17 protein-coding genes are annotated in these 18451 nt (G+C 61.6%); 10 read left to right on the top strand and 7 right to left on the bottom strand.

The features are described 5' to 3' along the window. On the top strand, positions 1-451 hold a 451-nt coding region (locus GJ654_RS20310; protein ID WP_210350860.1), incomplete at its 5' end, for a hypothetical protein. 165 nt (positions 452-616) lie between these two features. Continuing rightward, on the top strand, positions 617-850 hold the full coding sequence (locus GJ654_RS20315; RefSeq protein ID WP_155448005.1) for a hypothetical protein: 234 nt from the start codon (positions 617-619) through the stop codon (positions 848-850). Between the two features lie 71 nt (positions 851-921). Here the strand turns inward: GJ654_RS20315 and GJ654_RS20320 are convergent, their stop codons facing one another. Next, entirely contained in the window at positions 922-1626 is a 705-nt protein-coding gene (locus GJ654_RS20320; RefSeq protein ID WP_155448006.1) for a hypothetical protein, read from the bottom strand. Between the two features lie 569 nt (positions 1627-2195). Here GJ654_RS20320 and GJ654_RS20325 point away from each other — a divergent pair. Further along, positions 2196-2816, top strand: coding sequence for a hypothetical protein (locus tag GJ654_RS20325; protein ID WP_155448007.1), 621 nt, complete (start codon positions 2196-2198; stop codon positions 2814-2816). 330 nt (positions 2817-3146) lie between these two features. On the opposite strand, the gene GJ654_RS20330 is transcribed toward GJ654_RS20325, so the two are convergent. The 5 genes from GJ654_RS20330 to GJ654_RS20350 form a co-directional block, all read right to left on the bottom strand. Beyond that, the gene (locus tag GJ654_RS20330) at positions 3147-4646 is read right to left on the bottom strand and encodes a hypothetical protein (protein ID WP_155448008.1); all 1500 of its coding nucleotides are present in this window, start codon (positions 4644-4646) and stop codon (positions 3147-3149) included. Positions 4647-4794: 148 nt separating this feature from the next. Next, on the bottom strand, positions 4795-5040 hold the full coding sequence (locus GJ654_RS20335) for a hypothetical protein (protein WP_155448009.1): 246 nt from the start codon (positions 5038-5040) through the stop codon (positions 4795-4797). A 293-nt stretch (positions 5041-5333) separates the two neighbouring features. After that, positions 5334-5540, bottom strand: coding sequence for a hypothetical protein (locus GJ654_RS20340; RefSeq protein ID WP_155448010.1), 207 nt, complete (start codon positions 5538-5540; stop codon positions 5334-5336). Continuing rightward, on the bottom strand, positions 5537-7567 hold the full coding sequence (locus GJ654_RS20345) for an AAA family ATPase (protein ID WP_196305645.1): 2031 nt from the start codon (positions 7565-7567) through the stop codon (positions 5537-5539). The genes GJ654_RS20340 and GJ654_RS20345 overlap by 4 nt, the downstream gene beginning before the upstream one ends. Further along, positions 7564-7893 (bottom strand): DUF6634 family protein, encoded by a 330-nt coding sequence (locus tag GJ654_RS20350; protein WP_155448012.1) that lies wholly within the window; start codon positions 7891-7893, stop codon positions 7564-7566. The genes GJ654_RS20345 and GJ654_RS20350 overlap by 4 nt, the downstream gene beginning before the upstream one ends. A 753-nt stretch (positions 7894-8646) precedes the next feature. On the opposite strand from GJ654_RS20350, the gene GJ654_RS20355 reads away from it, so the two are divergent. The 7 genes from GJ654_RS20355 to GJ654_RS20385 all read left to right on the top strand — a co-directional run bounded on the left by GJ654_RS20355 (position 8647) and on the right by GJ654_RS20385 (position 17491). Beyond that, entirely contained in the window at positions 8647-9210 is a 564-nt protein-coding gene (locus GJ654_RS20355; protein ID WP_155448013.1) for a hypothetical protein, read from the top strand. 233 nt (positions 9211-9443) lie between these two features. Beyond that, positions 9444-10946 (top strand): DNA cytosine methyltransferase, encoded by a 1503-nt coding sequence (locus GJ654_RS20360; RefSeq protein ID WP_155448014.1) that lies wholly within the window; start codon positions 9444-9446, stop codon positions 10944-10946. Continuing rightward, a complete protein-coding gene (locus tag GJ654_RS20365; RefSeq protein ID WP_155448015.1) occupies positions 10915-12573 on the top strand; it encodes an McrB family protein in 1659 nt (552 codons plus the stop codon). The genes GJ654_RS20360 and GJ654_RS20365 overlap by 32 nt, the downstream gene beginning before the upstream one ends. An 8-nt stretch (positions 12574-12581) precedes the next feature. Continuing rightward, on the top strand, positions 12582-14249 hold the full coding sequence (locus tag GJ654_RS20370) for a restriction endonuclease-like protein (protein ID WP_264586323.1): 1668 nt from the start codon (positions 12582-12584) through the stop codon (positions 14247-14249). Continuing rightward, on the top strand, positions 14246-14701 hold the full coding sequence (locus GJ654_RS20375; RefSeq protein ID WP_264586322.1) for a very short patch repair endonuclease: 456 nt from the start codon (positions 14246-14248) through the stop codon (positions 14699-14701). The genes GJ654_RS20370 and GJ654_RS20375 overlap by 4 nt, the downstream gene beginning before the upstream one ends. A gap of 415 nt (positions 14702-15116) precedes the next feature. Next, positions 15117-16346, top strand: coding sequence for a hypothetical protein (locus GJ654_RS20380; RefSeq protein ID WP_155448018.1), 1230 nt, complete (start codon positions 15117-15119; stop codon positions 16344-16346). Further along, complete coding sequence (locus GJ654_RS20385) at positions 16343-17491, top strand: hypothetical protein (RefSeq protein ID WP_155448019.1); 1149 nt, start codon at positions 16343-16345, stop codon at positions 17489-17491. Before GJ654_RS20380 ends, GJ654_RS20385 begins: the two co-directional genes overlap by 4 nt. A 334-nt stretch (positions 17492-17825) precedes the next feature. Here the strand turns inward: GJ654_RS20385 and GJ654_RS21020 are convergent. Continuing rightward, on the bottom strand, positions 17826-18451 hold a 626-nt coding region (locus GJ654_RS21020), incomplete at its 5' end, for a hypothetical protein (RefSeq protein ID WP_210350861.1).

The raw sequence follows: 18451 nt of genomic DNA on the forward strand, positions 1-18451 counted from the left end.
AGCTCGTCGACCAACCGTGGCGCATCATGTCCATCGGACTCCGCGATTGGGCGCATGGGTTCTGATCAGCGAGACTTGGTATAAGAGCGAGATGGGCGAAAAATTCGACATCTATGAGGATTGGGACGAGATGCCGAGAGACGCCTTCCTCATAGATTTCTGGGACAAGGGAGACGGAACGTTCTCATTTGAAGGGTTCTTCAATACTGACGCGATTCTTGGCACCAGAAGAAAGAACGGTTCGAATTTTCAAGTTATCAAAGAGGTGTCATCCATTCCTACGAACACGTGTCTTGGAACGATTGCCAAGGCTGGCCTCGGCCCATTGAGCGGTTGGAGCAAAATCCTTTCAAGGATCAAAGCGCAATCGCCAGAATGGGCTGAAGAATGGGGCTGTTGCATCCAACTGAGCGAGATTGCGCAATGGCTTGAGGCAGAGACTGCGCGTTAGCGTCGGAGGCGAAGCCCCTAGCTTGAGTAGCTCAAGAATCTGGACCACAATCCTTAGTAATTTTTTGAGAATCTTTGCGGCCACCGATGACATCCGGGCGGCGACAAGATCACCTGGCGCGACGACAGCCTGCCAGCACTTTCCGCGACGCTCAAGATGAGCGTTGTGGCGGACGTGGTCTTCCTCGGCGCCGTCTGGATGCACGTGGAGTCGGCGGATCGCCGCCGGCCTTTCAGGAAGCTGGTTTCGCTCGCCAAGTCAGGCGGCCTGATCCTTTTTTCGCTTCGCCGAGGGCCGGACGACGGGCGCGGCTTCCATCCTGTATCCGTCAACGAGATCGAGGAGTTGGGGAGCCATCACGGCGTCGTCGTTGCTCGCGTAAGGCAGATCAAAGCCTAAAATGATGACGGCAGCTTCGAAGAAGAATAAATCATACGGTATCCAATGTCGCAGTCTCAGCCCGCTGCTGATCACGACGGGTCTCGCCGCCCTTCGATAATCGCGACAAGGTTGGCAACAGAGGCCGTCGCCTCAAGGCACATGGCCGCGTCACGCCAGGTCGCGGACCGCTTGTGCTGGAGGCCGACCGCGAGGTCCAAGGCCGCCCGCGCGTGCTTGCGCGCCTGCTCGTTGGCGTTGGTGGCAAGTTCCACGGCGATGTAGGCTTCAAGCCGTCGCTTCGCGTCCGTCGGACTCGGCGCCACGCCGTCGAGGCTCGGATGCCGATCGGCTTTCCAGACGACATCGGCCAGGCTGATCAGCGCCTCGCGTCCGAGCAGGCCGATGCCCTGATAATCCTCCTCGCCGGTCGCCGCCGCCAGGCGGATGCGCGCCTTCGCGACCGTCCGGTCTACTCGCTCCCATCCGGTCGGCTCGAAAGCCGTGCCAGGCGCGGATCGCACTCGGGCGGCGATCGGCTTGAAGACGCCGCTCACGTAGTTCCGCCGCGACTGATAGGTCGTGAGCCCGTCCGCCCGCCAATGCCCGTACCATTCCCAGAGGTCGGAGAACGGAAGGGTGTTCTCGATGCCACGCACAGCGAGGGCTGCGGCAACGTTCTCGTACCTTTCGTGAAACGAGGCATTCACAACCTTGATGTCCGCGCCTCCGGTCGCGACGGACACCATCGTCGCGCGTAGTCCGTCCAGCGCCGTCAGCAATTCTGCGTCATCCATCTTCCTACGGGACCCCATCCTGCGAGTGTGGTCAAGCTTCCGTCGGCATGGTGTCCCCGGAGGGCAGCAAGACCAGGCAGCCAACTTGCCAACCCTTCAACATCATCTTTCCTGAAGTCCGCGAGCCGGTGTAGCGTCACCTTGACAGTCTGGCATCATGTTGGCTTTGGCGGTGCCTTTGCCAGCCTCGCAACTGTATTCGCGCGAACAATTCGGACGAACGTCGTCCAGAGATCGCGGTCAGGACCGGCTTCCGCGTAGTGCTAAAGCAACATATGGCCTCTGCGCTGAAGTTATACCGGTTGCATCCGACGATTCGACGATCAGAATACTTTACGCAGTGCGGCCACCCTCTCCCGCAAGGCCGAAGGGGGCCGGACTGCGCCTCCGACCTCCCTCCCGGGGATTGCCCCGCTGATCCTTGCCCCAATACGCGCGCCTCCATTTGGGTCACAAATTGTTGCGCTGGAGTCATCTAATGTGAAGCGCGGCGGGAAGGCGGCGCGCCGCCCGTCAACGCCGGGTTAGGCCGCCCCGGGCGAGGATCGGCGGAAAACCCGAGCGCCGCCATGCCCGCCCCCGAACCCGACCTCGACGCCATCCTGCCGCTGCTCGACCCCGCTGCCTTCGCGCGCCCGCGCCGCAACTGGAAGGCGGCCTACCCGGACTGGGCTCCGGCGCGCGACGCGGCCATCGTCGCCCTGTGCTGGCTGGTCGGCCTCAAGCCGCTCCAGCTCGGACACATGCTTCGCCGCGACTGGCGGCGCGGCGACGTCGCCCGCCTGCCGGGGCTCGGGCGCTACGCCGGGATACGCGGGCGCGAGATGCCGGTGCTCGACGCCGCGCGCGAGGTCGTCGGCCTCTACCTGAAGACCTGTCCGCTGCCGATGCCGCCCGGCGGCCCGCTGCTGCTGCGCGCCGACGGGACGGCGTTTGGCGAGCGCGACGTCTCGCCGTTCAACGCCCGCCTGAAGAAGGTCACCGGCGGCAGGATACCGGCGCTCGCCCACCTGACCGGCCGGTTCGAACGCTACGTGGAATGGTCGGCGCGGCAGGACGGCACCGTCGAGCGCCTCGCCGGGCGGGTCGGCCCCGACGACGACAAGGATCCGGCGATCGGGCGGCTGCGCCGCGCCCTCAGGGAGGCGCACCCGCTGGGGCGCGGGCTGCCTGGCGCGGGCAAGCATTAGACGAAGGTCGAAGATCGGCGGTGTCGGAACGGTGTAAGAACCGCCCGGATTCGGGCGGAATCGGCGCGAACCGGACGCCATTGGACGGGACGAAAACGCCGGAAAACATGGGGTTTGGCGGCTCGCAGGATTCAACACTAAAAAACGGCAGGGTTCAGCAACAAGCGGAAATCAAAGGATATTGTCCGCCGCTCGGCGGGCCGGTGTAGGAGCGGTGTAAAACGCCCGCCGCAGCGGGCCGAACGGGCGCGCGCCGGAGCGCACGGGACGGCGCGAAAAAGCCGCCCGGCGGGCGCCGGGCGGCTTCGTCTGCCTGGATGCAGGGCGGACTCAGGCGGTCATTTCGACCACCGGGTCGTCGTCGTTGGCCGGCGCCGGGGCGCCGGCGGCCACCAGCGCCTTGCGGACGGCCTCGTCGCGGTAGCGCTCGTTGAAGAGCTTCATCGAGCCGATCGCCTGGGCCGCGCGGCTGGTCGAGCGCGCGTCCCAGTCCGGGCCGTATCTCTTGACGAGGGTGTGCGGCCACGTGAACAGGTAGTCTGCGGCGGAGGCGAGCGGCACCTCCTCCAGCTTCAGGATCCACACGCAGGTGTGCTTCAGGCAGTGCGGGTTCAGCCGCTGCGCCCCCGCCGCCTCAAGCAGCCCGTACCAGACCTGGTAGCAGGTCTCCGCGATCGGCCCGTAGTCCCACGTGTGCAGCACCCGGTCGCAGCCGTGCGCGAGATCCTCGTCGCGCCACGCGCGCAGGATCGGGACGATCGTGTCGGGGATGTCGCAGAAGCCCCTGCGCTTGGCGCTCTCCTCCTCGTTCTTCCCCAGCCGGTGCAGGAGCTTTCGGTCGAGGTCGATCCACGGCCCGCCGTTGTCGGTCCACGAGAGGTTCAGGTTGACTTTCGTCCGCGACCCGAACCAGACGCCGAGCAGGAAGAACCGCCCGTACGGCCTCGCGGCGCGGGCGATCTCCGTGCGGCGCAGGACGTAGGCGCCGTCGCCGTCGCGCTTCCAGTCGCCCGTCCCGGCGTCCCAGATCCGCCCCGTCTCGGCTGCGACGGGGACGCGCGCGATGTCGCCGGGCGTGAAGGCCTCGTTGCTCGTCGGCGCCTCGGCGGGCATCTCGAACGGCGCCCGGTAGAGCACGTCGTCGGTGTTGAGCACGGCTTCCAGCGCGGCGCGCAGCATGTAGACGTCGGCGAAGGCGGTGTTGTGCGAGTAGCCGCCGCCGCCAGGCATCGCCCCCTTCGCCCACTCCATCCACCTGGCAGACGTGAACTTGTCCACGTCGCCGACGTGCATGTCGCCGATCCACCTGATCAGGCGCTCCACCGAATAGAACACGCTGGCGAGATACCCGCCGCTGATCTTGCCGAGGACGTGGTGGCGGTGGCTGGAGAGCGCGACGAACTCCGTCAGGACGTCGGCCACCGGACGCGCCGTCGGGCTGACGCGGTTGAGGTGGTGGGCGCGAAGCTTCGACAAACAGGCGAGGTATTTCGCCTTCGCCCGGTCCAGCTCGTCGATCCGGCAGCAGGTCGACCACCGCTCCTTGACGCCGCCGCGCGCGGGGCGCATCCGCACGAACCACCTGTCGTGCCTGTGGCAGGAATCCGCCGGGACGACATACAGATAGTCGCCGCCGCCGCGCCGCGCGCGCTCGCCTGGCATCACCACCTCGATCTCGGCGTCGCTCGGCAGCGCGAAGTACGACTCGATGGCCTCGCGCGGCAGGCCGAGCCTCTCGGCGAAGGGGATGCCGAGGAAGCCGCGCCGCGCGACGAAGTCGCGGCCCGGAGACGCCGTGAAGACGAGGTCGCTTCCGGCTTGATAGGACATTCGTCTGCTACTCATCGGACGCCTCCCGCGCTTTCTTTCCGTATTTCATCACTTTCACTCCGTGAACTGTGGCGAGGGGCCGCGATCGCTGGCCGGGCGCCGCTCGCCCGACCGCGTTTCGCTTCCCGCTTGTCCTTCCTCGTTCGGTCTAGCGGCGCTGCTGCTGCCGGTACCGGCTCGGCAGCTTGGCCTTTTCCTCGGCAAGCAGCTTCATGAGCGCCTGCTCGGGCGCGCTGACGGGCTTCGGCTGGGCTTGCGCCTCACGGTCCGGTTCGGTGTTGGCGGGCGGTCTGCCCTTGGGGTTTGGTCTGCATCTGGTCATGTCGGCAATGGCCTCCGGCGTCGTGAAAACCTTGCCGGCGATCCAGGTGACGGCCAGAACCCCGTCCCTCATCGCTGTCCGCAGGGTGCGGACCGTGATCGGGCCTTGCGGCCAGAAGAGGCTTGCGGCCTCTTCGAGGGTAAGCAGCTCCGTTCGCTCCCACTGTGATGGGAGCGGTCGGCTCGCGACGCGGGCCGGTCGCCTGTCGGGCAGGTTGTGCCCACCAGAGGTAGTCATTCGCACCTCCATCGTCCATTGAAATCAATAGTTTGACCAATACTTCAGAGACGTGTCATGCGGTTTTCGCTTGACGAGGATCGATATCGAGATTCTTGCTGGCCTGCGGCGACGCCGTTACTGGGCGTCTACTGACTCTCGTCTTTGCCTCGCGGCCTGAAAGCGACGACGTTTGACCCCGGCGCCCGCGCGCGTTCCTCGGCCTCGGCCAAGGCGACGCGCGCCACCGCCATCGCGGCCCGGTAGACGGCCTCGCGATAGGCGTCCGACCCAAGGGAAAGCTTGAGTTGGACAACCCGCCAGACCAGGTCGCCCAGCAGATCGGAGTCGGTCATGTCGGCCTCCTGTTCGTTTTCGGTTTCCGCCCCGCGCGCGGGAGCGATCCACGGATGATCTTCTCGGCCTCGGCGCCGTCTACGAACCGGCGAGCGACAAGCACGTCGGCCAGCGCCACGACCGCCGCGCGGTTCTTCCTCACGGCGTCGAGAACGCCGCACTGGACGACTGCGAGATCGTCGGCGACGGCGCGGCGCAGGACCGGGTCGTAGGCCAGCAGCTGCGTCGCCGCATCCGGCGTCGCACGGTGGACCAGGTCGGCGCCGAGGCCGCCCGAGCAGTGCAGCATCGCGACGAGCGAAGTTGCCGCGTAGAGGTCGGAGCTTGCGCCCGCCGACGCGTCGCCGAGAACGACGATCTCGGCGGCCCGGCCCGCGAGAAGGATCGCGATCTCCGCCTCGGCGTCGGCGCGCGTAACGTAGACGGACATGCCGCCCGCCATCACCGTCCGGCCGCCGACGGCCTTGATCGACAGGATCGACACCAACGTCAGCCTCCGCCCGCCGAGGAAGCCGGCCAGCGCGTGCCCGGCCTCGTGCACAGCAGCCCTGCGGCGGTCGCGGTCGGACATGGCGTCGTCCGGCGCGATCACGGCGACGAGGTCGTCCAAGACCATGTCGCGTCCCGCCTCGCGGGCGATCCGCTTCGCCGCCCGCGCCCAAGACGCGGCGTCCGCGCCGGTGGCTCCGGGGCGCAGCCTGGCGAGCGCCGCGAGGTCGGCGCCCTTGAAGTCGCAGCCGTGGAAACGCAGCACGTCGGCCAGTCCCTGAGCGTCGGGCGGCAGCAGCTCGATCACGCGATCGAACCGGCCAGGCCTGACGAGGGCAGCGTCGAGGCGGTTCGCGAAGTTCGAGCAACCGAGCTTGATCACGCCAGGCATGTCCTCGGAGGACAGCGTGAGGATCAGATTAAGCAGCGGCGTCCAGTAGTCGCGGTTTCGATCGGACAGCGTCGCGCGGTCCGGAATCGCCTCCATCTCGTCAGCGAAGAGCAAGGCCCCTCCGGAACACTGTTTTGCCTGAGAAAATGCATCCGAAACATGGCGGCAGACCGCGTTCAAATGGCCATCGGTCTGGGCGAACGCGGCGCCGATCGATAGCTCGATGATCGGCACCTGGCAGGACACGGCGACCGACTTCGCAAACAGGGTCTTGCCGACCCCGGGCGGCCCGACGAGGACTGCCGATGCCGGCACGCTGGACCATGGGATTTCTTGCCTGCGCCATGCTTGCACGTCCGAGACGAGTCCCAGCCCCCAGTCACGCGCCGGTCCGCGAAGTCCCGGCAGTCGGTCGAGCGGGGGTACGTCGTCCGTCGAGGTCGACCGGCGCTTCGCCGCCGATGTCGTGACCAGCATCGCGACGACCTGCGCCGGAGACGCGCCCGCGCGAAAGGCAGCGAGGATGTCGTGGAACGACAGCCCGAGAGCGACGCCGTCCGGAATGTCGCGGGGCGGACGCCCGACGCAGGCCGAGACCAGGCGGCGGATGGTGCGCGCGTCCAGCGCGGCGGCGACATGCGCGTCCGCGACCGCCGTCAGGGTGGACGGCAGATAGGCTGCGGGCGCCTGCGAGACGCCGATCACGTGCCTTCCATTGCGAAGCGACGCCGACACGTCGTCGTTCCCGATCGTCGGGCGATGCTCGGCCTTGCTCGTCCCATCGCATGCGAAGACGTCCGGAGGGCGCGGCAAGTCTGCCGCCGCCTTCGCCAGGTGGGCGACCCAGTCGGCGTCGGGCGCCTGAACGACGACGGCGAGCGGCGGCCCGAGCCTCCGCAGGCGCCTCTTCAGCGCGGAGCCAAGCGCCCGGTCGAGGACGAGTTGCGGCAGGAGCCTGTCCGGCGACGGACGCATGGGGAGAGGCGGCGCGAAGGTCGGCGCAGTGTCATCGCCGTCCGAGTGGTCGGCGACCGGGGACGCCTTGGCCAGCGCGTCGAGCATCGCGTCGGCGTCGTCCATGGCGGCGACGTCGTCGGGCGTGGAGTCGATGATCGACTTGGACGGCTTGTCGGTGGATTTCGTCATTGCGGCCTCCCGTCGTCTCCGACGCGGCGTCCGAGGCGGTAGTAGCGGTTCCATGAGCGCGCAAAGCCGAGGTCCGGCGCGAACGCGAACAGCGAAGTCGTCGCGCCTGGCCGCAGATGGCCGATGGACGGGTGGCCGGAAATGACGCCGACGAGCGAAGTCTCCGGGCGGAGCGCCAGGCTCCAGTGGTCGATGATCGGCGCGTCCGCGAGGTCAGCCGCCGTAGGAAGGTCGCCGGCGGCGATGCGCCGCAAATCGTCGGCGAGGCGCTGGGCACGGCGGAACGTGTCGTCCGCGTCGAGGCAGGGAAAGAGAATCCGGTCCATCTGAAATGCTTTCGCGTAAGGCCCGCTGTCGCGCGGGCAAGGGAATGGTGCCCGTCGTCCACCATCGGACGGCGTTCGGTTCGATCTTGATGATCTGGGATTTGGGGAGTGGCCCGGCGCGAATTACCCGCCGGGCACGCGTATCGGCGCGCGGGCGGTCGCGGCGGGCCTGCGCTCGGCGTTCGAGCACGCGACCGCCAGCGGCGGGTGTTCAGTGTGGGGGAGTTTCACGCATGCACGCATGGGAGGACTCGACGAACGCGGTCCTCCGACCGGAAATCAGCAGCGGGTCCGGGAGGACGAACGGACCTGCGCGGCGCCTTCGGCGCGGCGTTCTATCCGTTCGAATATGGTGCGAAGCGTGGTCATGACCTTATGTAAGAACAGATCGGAAACGGAGTCAAGACCCTTATTTCCCGGGCGACTCCGGAAGGTTAATCGGCGTCTGGTGCCTAGTGCCGCAATCGGCGCTGCCGAAAACGGAGTAATAGGGGTGATCCCCATTGAGGCCCTTTTCGACGGCCACGTCGCTCCGGGCTCGGTGGCCGCTGCCTGCGTGGGGCACCGTTGGACGGGGTCTCGCCGCACCGTCAGTCTACTCAAGATCTTACGCTTCGTGTCGCCGCATTGCCTACGCTCACACTCGGCGAATGCGGCTTTAAATGCCATATCTGGCATCTTGAGATTATCTTGACATTATCTTCTCGGTATCTTACTTATCCACCGTTAGCCAACAGCACCAAAGGATTTGAAATGGACACCGTGACCGCACCGACCCCGACCGTTTGGGGTGTTTTCGTCGGACAGAATGGTGATCAGCTTGAGATATTTAACTCCAAATTTGGCCCGTTCCCCCCGAAGAAGGAGTCGGAGGGCTACATTGCAATTGGGTGGCCAGCGATCGGCTATCTTCCAATGTTCAAGGACGACTATGCCGATTACGTCCAGAAATTCCGGACGGCTTATCCGCACACGAACGAACGGGTGTTCAAGACTCAGGCGAATATGCCGTGGCACTTCGCCTTCGAAATGGCGAAGGGCGATTGGGTCATTTGCCCTTGCTCAGCGCACGGTTTACTGCTGATCGGCGAGGTCATCGGAGACTACGAACAGGATTATCACGATGAACTTGGCCTACATGGGAAAAGACGCGCTGATTTTGTACACGTGCGAAAGGTCAAGTGGAAAGAGACGATACTGAGAAACGATAGCCGCTACTCCCAATTGAACCGCATAGGCCAGCTTACAATAGCCAGACCGAATATTACCTTCACCGAGCTGCAAGCTGTTCTAGGTGGCGTTGTGACGGCGGCATGATCACTCTCCTCCGCCCTCAAAAGTCATGGTAGCCAACAGCAGGAAATCAGATACCTGTTGGCGTTCGCGCGACGTGTCGCGCGGACGCCCCTAATTGGCGGGACGAATTCAGTCAGGCTTTTCCCCAGCAAATTCAGCCGCAGCGGCAAAAACGTCGTGCGCGCGGAGCCAAACCCACATAACCTGGCGGCGGTTTTCACAATGGGACGAATCATGGCTTCCGCAGGATCGGCATGACGCGCGAGGCCGTTGCCCGTAAGAAACTCGCGCGAATCCGTGCGGGGGCGCCGGTGCGTTCGCTCGATCTCTTCGCTGGTTGCGGCGGACTGTCGCTCGGGTTCCATGCCGCCGGGTTCGCACTGCGCGGCGCAGTAGAATTCGACCCCGACGCCGCGCGGTCCTACGGACTCAACTTCCATGGCGGGGAACGCGCCCACAGCCTGGCTCGCGACATCACGCAGACCCAACCTCAGGATTTCGCCAAGGAACTCAAGCTCGGGCCGGTTGCGGACGCCTTCGACGTGCTCGTTGGCGGCCCGCCGTGCCAGGCTTTTGCGCGTGTGGGACGCCCGAAGCTCCGCGAGATCGACGCGCACCCGCAAGCGTTCCGGCACGACCCGCGCGCAAGACTCTACCAAGAATACCTGCGCTGGATCGACATCTGCCAGCCGCTGGCCGTCGTCGTTGAGAACGTGCCTGACGTGCTCAATCACGGCGGGCAGAACATCGCCGAGGAAATCGGCGAAGTGCTCGAAGAGAAAGGGTACGTCTGCCGCTACACCTTGCTCAACGCGGCCTTCTACGGCGTGCCGCAGATGCGCGAACGTATGTTCCTGATCGCCTTCCGGCGCGAGATCGGACGGGAGGTAACCTTCCCCGCCCCGTCGAATTGGCTTGTTTTGCCGCCTGGTTACGACGGGTCGCGCGCTGTCGCGCTGAAATTCCTGAAGGGGCTGCTGGACGACGCGCACGACTATGCCGAACCCCCGACCGCATCTCGCGACCTGCCGCGTGCTGTTTCCGCGAAGGAGGCGTTGCAAGACCTCCCGCCAATCTTCGCACGCGCGGAACTCGCTTCGGGAAGCCTGAAACGGGGCGCGAGAAGGTTCGATCAGCCGGTTCCGTATCCGAAGGTTCGCAAGCTTTCCGCATATGCCCGAACGATGCGCGAATGGCCGGGCTTCGAAGCTCCGGAGGACGGGCTAAAAGACCACGTGATTAGGTACTTGCCGCGAGACTTCGATCTCTTCGCCCGCCTGAACGCCGGAGACCAGTACCCGGAAGCCTACCGGCACGCCTTGACCATGCTTGCGGAGCGTGTCGCCGACCTGAGGGCGCGGGGCCAGGTCGTTCGTGAAGGGTCCACCGAATACGGGAGGCTCAAGGACGCGATCGTCCCGCCCTACGACGTCGGCAAGTTCCCCAACAAGTGGCGGAAGATGTGGCCGGACCAGCCCGCGAGAACCTTGATGGCGCATCTCGGGAAGGACAGCTACAGCCACATTCATTACGACAGCGCGCAGGCCCGGACGATTTCCGTGCGCGAGGCAGCGAGACTTCAGTCATTTCCAGACGGGTTCGTGTTCTCGGGAACGATGAATCCGGCTTTCCGGCAGATCGGCAACGCCGTTCCGCCGTTGATGGCCAAAGCATTGGCCCAAAACATTTTGATCGCCCTGAGGGGCAAGGAAGCGCAGGACGATCATGTCGGCGAGCGAACGGCAGCAGCAGTTTGAACAGGCGATCAAGGCCAGGCCAGATACCCGGCCAGGCGCGCGCATCGCATCCAACTTCGGATTCTCTAACAGTGCCCGCGTGATCGAAGGCGGCCTGTTCGCCTGCACGAACAACCTCGCGAACTACTCGGCTGGCCTGGTCGCCGGGCGAACGCCGGCCTGTGAGCAGTTCATCTTCCTTTGTGTCCTGACCTTCCCCCCTCTCGACGAGGTCTATTTCGCGATCACAGTCACCGCAGAAGCCGACCGCATGAATCAAGGTCTGGCAAAGCTTTATCGCGAGGGCGAGGATCGGAATGCGGCGGCGGCGGCGACCGGAGGGACACAGGGAAAAATCAGCAACAACGTCAAGATCTACATCACTGAAAGTGGAAACCTCTTCTTCCACAACCACGACTTCATGTATTCCGTCAGGCCCGGTCCCGGCGAAGCCCCGCTCGATCCCGACTGCCAGGCCCGGATCGACACGATCCAGTTCAGCATCTGGCCGCCGGCGGCAACGGCGCGAAGCAGTCTGCTGGCGCGGGAGTTCGTCGGCTATCTGGGAAGTTTGATCGGACGGGAAAGAATCCACGAACGGCGCGTCTGGGCTGACGCTGCCGCCGTCAGCCCGGAAATGCAGCGGTTGCCGACGACGATTCCTGTCGCGGATATCGAGGCCGCCGTCGCCGCGCTCGGCGGCCACTATCCGGGCGGCGAGGTCCGCCGTTTCCATGCCGCTCTGAATTTCCTCTCCCACAAGCATTTCGTGATCCTGTCCGGGCTTTCGGGCACCGGCAAGACGCAACTCGCCCTCAAATACGCGCGCGCCGTCCACGGACTTGCCACGGCCAACGCTCAGGACCCGCTGCTTTTCGTCTGTCCGGTTCGACCGGAATGGACCGATCCGACGGGCCTGACGGGCTATTACGACGTCCTCTCGAACCGCTACGTCGTGCCCCCGTTCCTCGAAGCGGTCCTTGTCGCCACGGCGCATCGAGACTCGCCTGTTTTTGTCGTGCTCGACGAACTGAACCTCGCGCGCGTCGAGTACTATTTTTCGGACGTTCTTTCCTGCGTCGAGACGGGCGAAACACTCAAGCTGCATTCCAGCGGGGTTCCGCTGGAGGGGTCGACCGGCATCAGCATTCCCGCCGAACTCCCATTGCCGTCGAACCTCTACATCATCGGAACGATCAACGTTGACGAGACGACGAACCCGGTGAGCGACAAGGTGCTGGACCGCGCCAGCGTCATCGACATGTCGACGGTCGACTTGCCGGGATTTTTCGCCAGGCTGGAAGGTCGCGAACCTGCGCTGGCCGCCGCCCGCGCGGCTTGCGAAAGCCAGGTTCTCGCCGTCCACGGGCTGATGGCCGCGCACGGTCTGGGATTCGGCTACCGTGTCGCGGAGGAGGTCGTCCGCTATCAAGCCTTCGCCGCCATGTATGCCATCGCGTCCGATGCAGAGGTGCTGGACGATCTGATGGTGCAGAAGGTTTTGGTCAAGCTGCGGGGCGGTCTGCGACAGCGCGACATGTTGAAAGATCTCGGCAAGGCGCTCGACAAGCTTCCCCGCTCCACGAAGTTCCTTAATCGGCTTGCGAACGACTTGGACGAGTTCGGAAGCTTCCAAGCCAGCCGTTGAGAGGCGCCGTGGCCATCTTGAGCCTTCGAAGCGAAGCTGGCGGTCCCGCATGGCAGGTATGGCCGAACCCGGAGCCGGTTCCGCCTGGCAACATCCAAGAAACAGGCTCCTATTTCTTCGAACTGCGCGGCAGCCCCGATGCGGGGACGGCTGAGCTGCTGGTCGACGACAGGACGCTGGAAGCGCTGCGCGCGCCCGAGCCGAATGCCGCTTTGTGGCGATGGTCGCCTGGCTTCCATGCGGGATCTATCGAGGCCGAGTTGCGCCTGCAAGGACAGGCTCCCCGGCGTTTCGAGTTCGTCACGGACCCCGACAAGCGCAAGCTGACCCGCGACGACTTCGACACGATGGTGCGGGAAATTCTCGAAGATTCGTTCGCGCTGTTCTCTCTCAGCGGATTTCGTAAGTCGGTTGCGCGAGGGAGCGGAACCCGACCGCCGGCCATCGCCAGGCTCGAATTTCTCCGGTCGAGGATCGACGAACTGGAGAAGGTCGTCGCCGACATCCTTCGCAACCCGCGACGGCGCTTGTCAGCCGAAGAGATCATATTGCCCTATCACGCGGCGGGGCGAGCCACCGGCCCCGAAATTCTGCGCTCGTTCCGTTCCGGCCGCGTGGTCCACGAGACGGGTTGCCCTTCACGCCTTCCGGAATCGCTGAAGGGCTGTCTTCCGAGCCGAATCCGGGTCGGCCGGCGACGCAGTTCACTGGACCTTCCAGAACATCGGCAGATGGGCGCCTGCCTGCGTTCGTGGGCGGCATGGCTAGGGGCCGTGGCTGAGATTCTGGACAGGCAGGTTTCCGAGCGGAACGGACGGAAACAGGAAGCGGCGACATGGGTGCGGCGCTGCCGCATCCTCGAACGCCGGATCAATTCGCTGGCGAAAGCGGCCCCGTTCGCGGAGGCCGGTGAGGCGACGCCGCAGCTTGCCCTCTCGTCTGTTTTCCGCAACGATCCCGCCTATCGCCGCTTCTTTGCTCTGTGGCAGGACATGAACCTCGGCATCGCGTCCGTGTTCGGCGACTTCCTGAACCTGCCGCTTGCCCGGACGTTCGAGCTTTATGAGCTGTGGTGCTTCCTGCGGTTGGTGCGCGCGGCGGCGGACCTGTACGGGGCAGCTGATCTCGACATCCGAGACCTGTTCGTCTCCGATGCCGCAGGCGGCGTGACGATCGCGGCTGGCGCCGTCACGGTCCCGGTCGGCGGAGGATGGAAGCTCTGTTTCCAGAAGCAGTATCGCGAGTTCTGGATCGAACCGGACGGACGAGGCTCCTACAGCCGGATCATGGCGCCCGACATCGTCGCGACGCTCGGTCCCGCCGAGGCCGCGCCGGAAGGCCGCCTGATCGTGCTGGATTCGAAGTACCGGATCGAGGACGGCCTCAACGACGCCCTCAGCTCGATCCACACTTACAGGAACGCGCTTGTGACGGAGGATGCCACGGGCAATGTGGAGGGGATCGTCACCGCCGCCTATCTGCTCGCGCCGCACGTGCCGGATCTCCGGCCTGGCTACCGCGATACGCCGCTACCTGGCCGCCTGTTCCACCCGGCCTACCGAACCGGATTCCGCTTCGGAGCGGTCACACTCCGGCCCGGCATGACCCCGGCGGAAATCTCCGGCGCGCTGGGAACGATCATCGCCGACGCCACCGCATCCGAGTCGATCCCGTGATAGATGTCCTGACCCCGGCCCAACGCAGCGAAAACATGCGTCGCATCCGAGGCAAGGACACGAAGCCGGAAATGATCGTTCGCAGGGGCCTGCATCGGCGAGGATTCCGCTTCCGGCTGCATGTCGCGTCCCTGTCTGGCAAGCCCGATCTCGTCTTCCCGCGCTACCGCGCCGTCATTCAGGTCAGCGGCTGCTTCTGGCACGGACACGACTGCCCCATGTGCCGGATGCCTTCGACCAGGCCGGATTTCTGGGCGAAAAAGATCGCGGGCAACCGCGACAGGGACCGCAGGACGGAAGATGCGCTGGGCGCCGCTGGCTGGCGGCTGTTGGTCGTTTGGGAATGTAGTTTGAAGGGACCGGCCCGGATTGCGACGGATCAGATGTTGGATCGTTGCGCGGATTTCATCAGGGGAGGGGCCGAGCGCGACAAGATCGCGGGGAATTGGTGAAAGTGAGTTCGCTCAACCCGACACGATCCGGTCGGGAGGCAATGCAAGATGCCGAGCCAGCCGATGTGTTCGGAGAGCCAGTGTGCCGGATCCGGCAATTGGTTAGGGGATGTCCATGCCTTCATCCATGAGAAGGTATCCGCTCGCGAACTCACTCACCCCTAAGCGCCTTTCAAACGGTCGGCCCCGGATCGCCTTGGATCGGATTTTTATCAAGAGAGATAGATTGCGGGGATATCCCTAAAGGACTCAATGCATAGGCAAGCGGACGCCCCTCCCGCAAGGACGTTGAATGACACAGTTGTCATGAACTCTGACAATTACGCGGGTGTTGCGCCAACGCCCTGAAGGATATAACATCTCAGATTAGAGTCTATTTTTCATGAAGCTTGACTGATAGTTTGGAGGAGCACGAATGATTAATCGACGGACTGTCTCACTCATTCTTAGTGGTGCTATATCAGCGCTTGGTGACTTGCCCATTCGAGCGCAGGAATTCGGCGATACCGCGATCAATAGAGCGCCACCCGAATTAGGCTTGGCGGACTTTGCCGACGTATGGGAATTCGTCGGTGAAGACCTCCCTGTGGCAGCTTTCGTTCCTCACCCTATTCCGGATACCATTGTAAATTCGTACAATAAAAATATGCATGGGGTACTTGGATCACAAATTTCGGATTTATTTCTAGATAAATTTGGCCGCTCTTTCTTCAGTGTATACAATGAAGTCGCTCGTTCCGCCGCCGGTCAATCAGCAAAGATGAGGGCCTTTAGAGACGTAGCTGCACAAGAACGCTTAATAAGACTCTGGGATTCATATTTTGAGAATAATTTCTTGCCTGCCGGCTTATCACTAGGTCTTCAGCAAACAGTAACATTTTTGGAATATCTTACTTACTGTATTATTTTCTTACACGAGACAGGAGGCACCCTTTCCCGAGGTGCCGAGCGCGTGAACCCGGATGATCCCGCATTGGGTCAGCCAGGCATTTCTTATTTGTATGACCGATTCAGACCGCGCGGTAGCTCGTGGCAAAAGAAATCGTACAACTCTGGTTTAAATAGATCGTGTTTTGATCTATTTAACTCAGATTTGTTTCTTAAGCATTTCAGCCATCTACCAAATTACGATAGAGTTGCAAATACAAGCGATGAGCGATGGAAAGGGGATCGATACCCAAAAAGCGATTTTCCAGTATCGCCGGATCCAAAGGTGTCAGGAATTATCCTTGAAGCCGACTTTTACAAATTTCGCGGACGAGGTCTCATACAAACGACTTGGCGGTCGAATTACGTTGATATAATTAATTTGATCTTGAAATCAGATGTAGAAATTGGTGATGGACGAATTGTAAAACGTTGGCGCAGTGCTGGGCGTTCTGCTGATGATATAGCGACAATTAGCACAAATGCAGAGTGGGATGAGCTATTTATTGATAATAACTTTGTCACTGCCGTAGCTGCGATAAAGTTGCATGCTTGGCGTGGGCGCTACATGCCGCTATCGGAATCGACAGAAGTAATCAATTCAGACAAGAATGGCTCCATCCTTGCCGTGGGCAAACGATTGAATGGCGGCGATGAATATTCGAAGCTGGTGCGGGAGCGCCTTTATCTTTTAAGTCAGCGCATTGGTGTCCTGTGAATGCCTATTTCAAAAAGGTGTCCATTGTCGTTTGTATTTTGATTGGAGGATTGCAGCTTGTAGGGGCAGCGGAAATCTCCGTCAAACAAAATGACGGAGTGAGTTTTGTAGTTAGTCTCAAAGGCGAGATCATAAAGGGTGATAATGATCGTATTGCGCTAACTTTCGCGAATGAAGATTTGACCGGTAGTTGGGGTCGACAGGTTAGCTTATCTCTCAATAGTCCTGAGGGCGGCGTTTTTGACGAGGCAATGTTGATCGCCAAATATTTGATCGACAATCGAGTTTCGACGAGCGTTGATGGAGAAGCTTCCTGCGTTTCCGCGTGCGGGTTCGTATTGTTAGCCGGATCGCGCGAGGTAGTTGGAGAGAAGTTTGAAAGGAGCGCTCATATTGATACTCGGGCGCATATCTGCTTTCATCGTCCATTTCTAAAAAATTCAAATGGAAGCTTTGATGAAGGTGTGACTGCGGTCGCAAAGCTATTTGCCGTGTTATCTGGCATTGTACAGAATTCATTTTTGATTGAGTTGCTATCGAAGGACAGAAATAACTGCAAAAACATAGAAACTGTCGAAGACCTTATGTGGAGCGGCCTCCACCTTCGTGCGTATGCGACACCACAATTCAGCAGAATCGAGCCTTACATTGTCGCTGCGTTAAATTACTACAAAATTAAAGGTGGTGTTCACTGCGATGTAAATAATCTTCCTTATCGTCCTGTTGGATGCTCGTCGCTTACTGGTGAGTATGGATCGAAAATAGATCCTGTGTCACTAATTGATATTACAGATAACAATAATACGTCCAACAACGATGACAACAGCGTGTCGTTATTTAAATTCGACGCTAAGAAGCGGTTTTATCTTCAATCAAAGTTTAATAATAAAGAAATATTTGAGTTAAAAATGAATGGAACTTTATCATTTGTCTACTTAAAATTCCAATTTGAGGTAGGCGACTCTCTGTCTGAATTAAATATCACTGTTGTTTACGATAGTTCTGCGGACGAGCTATTTGTAACGCGTGGAATATCGGATATGACGAAGTATACGTCTGGATTCCAGATTCCGCGGGCAACGCGCCTTCCGACTTATTATATGTATCCGATGGAAACTAGAATCGGTCTTCTTGTGCCAAATTGAAATGAGAATGGCACTTGGCATGCACATGGGAGATCTGGACGCCATTCAAATATGAATTTGCCAACTGTGATCGTGCCGTCTAACGTTCGGTGGATGATAACTGATGATAACGCGGTCGAGATAAGCATGTAAGCGGGGAAAAAACGTACTTCTGTCTAGCGCAGGCACCGGACGCCGTCGTAGATCATCTCGGCCGCAAGCTTTGATCCTCCGCGACCCGGATAGCTCAAGAATGCGCTGCAAATCATCAATTTCGCCTCGGCCGGAACCTCGCCGTCGTTGTCTTGCTCTCCGTGCTCGGCTTGACCGTGAATGAACGAGCATTGTCCGTCATTCAAAGTCGCCGTACCTGCTGCTGTTGGCGTGTGTCGATTGCGCCACCTAAGCGGAATAATTCGACAGCTAAACCGATTTGGCCTCGTTCTTGGGGAGTTTCGCAATAGCGCCCCGTAGCAAGTGGAGAGGCGCTCGGTCGGAGCGCCATTTCGTCGCCACGCTCCTCCTGACTCGGCCTAGTCAATCGTCCACCAATCCATGCTCGACGCCTGCCTTGTACAACTCGATCTTGAATCGGCGCCGCCCCCCCCTGCGCGGGCGCCACGCCTTTATCGACGATCCCGATTTTTCGAACCCGTTCGCCGATGCGCGTAGCAAGGCGATCTGGGTTTTCGTCGGCACGAAGAATGGCCATCGGCCCGAGACCGGGCGAACTCGAAGAAGTCTTGTTCGACAAGGTGGGGATGAAGCGGGACTGCTCTCTGGGGTGTCGCTGCCTTGGCCGCCATCTGGTGTTTGGTGCCCAGTAAAAATCGGCGCGGACGCCATCGGCTTCGACGACATCTTCTCGCCGAAGCCTAATGATCTCGCCGATCATTGCGCCTGAGTAATTACCCAGGCCCATCGGCGGCGCGGCAGGGCTTGCGCTCCCGCCCGGATTTTGATTCAAAATTTGGATGAATC

This window comes from Rhodoblastus acidophilus, assembly GCF_009720655.1.
GTDB classification, from domain to species: domain Bacteria; phylum Pseudomonadota; class Alphaproteobacteria; order Rhizobiales; family Beijerinckiaceae; genus Rhodoblastus; species Rhodoblastus acidophilus_A.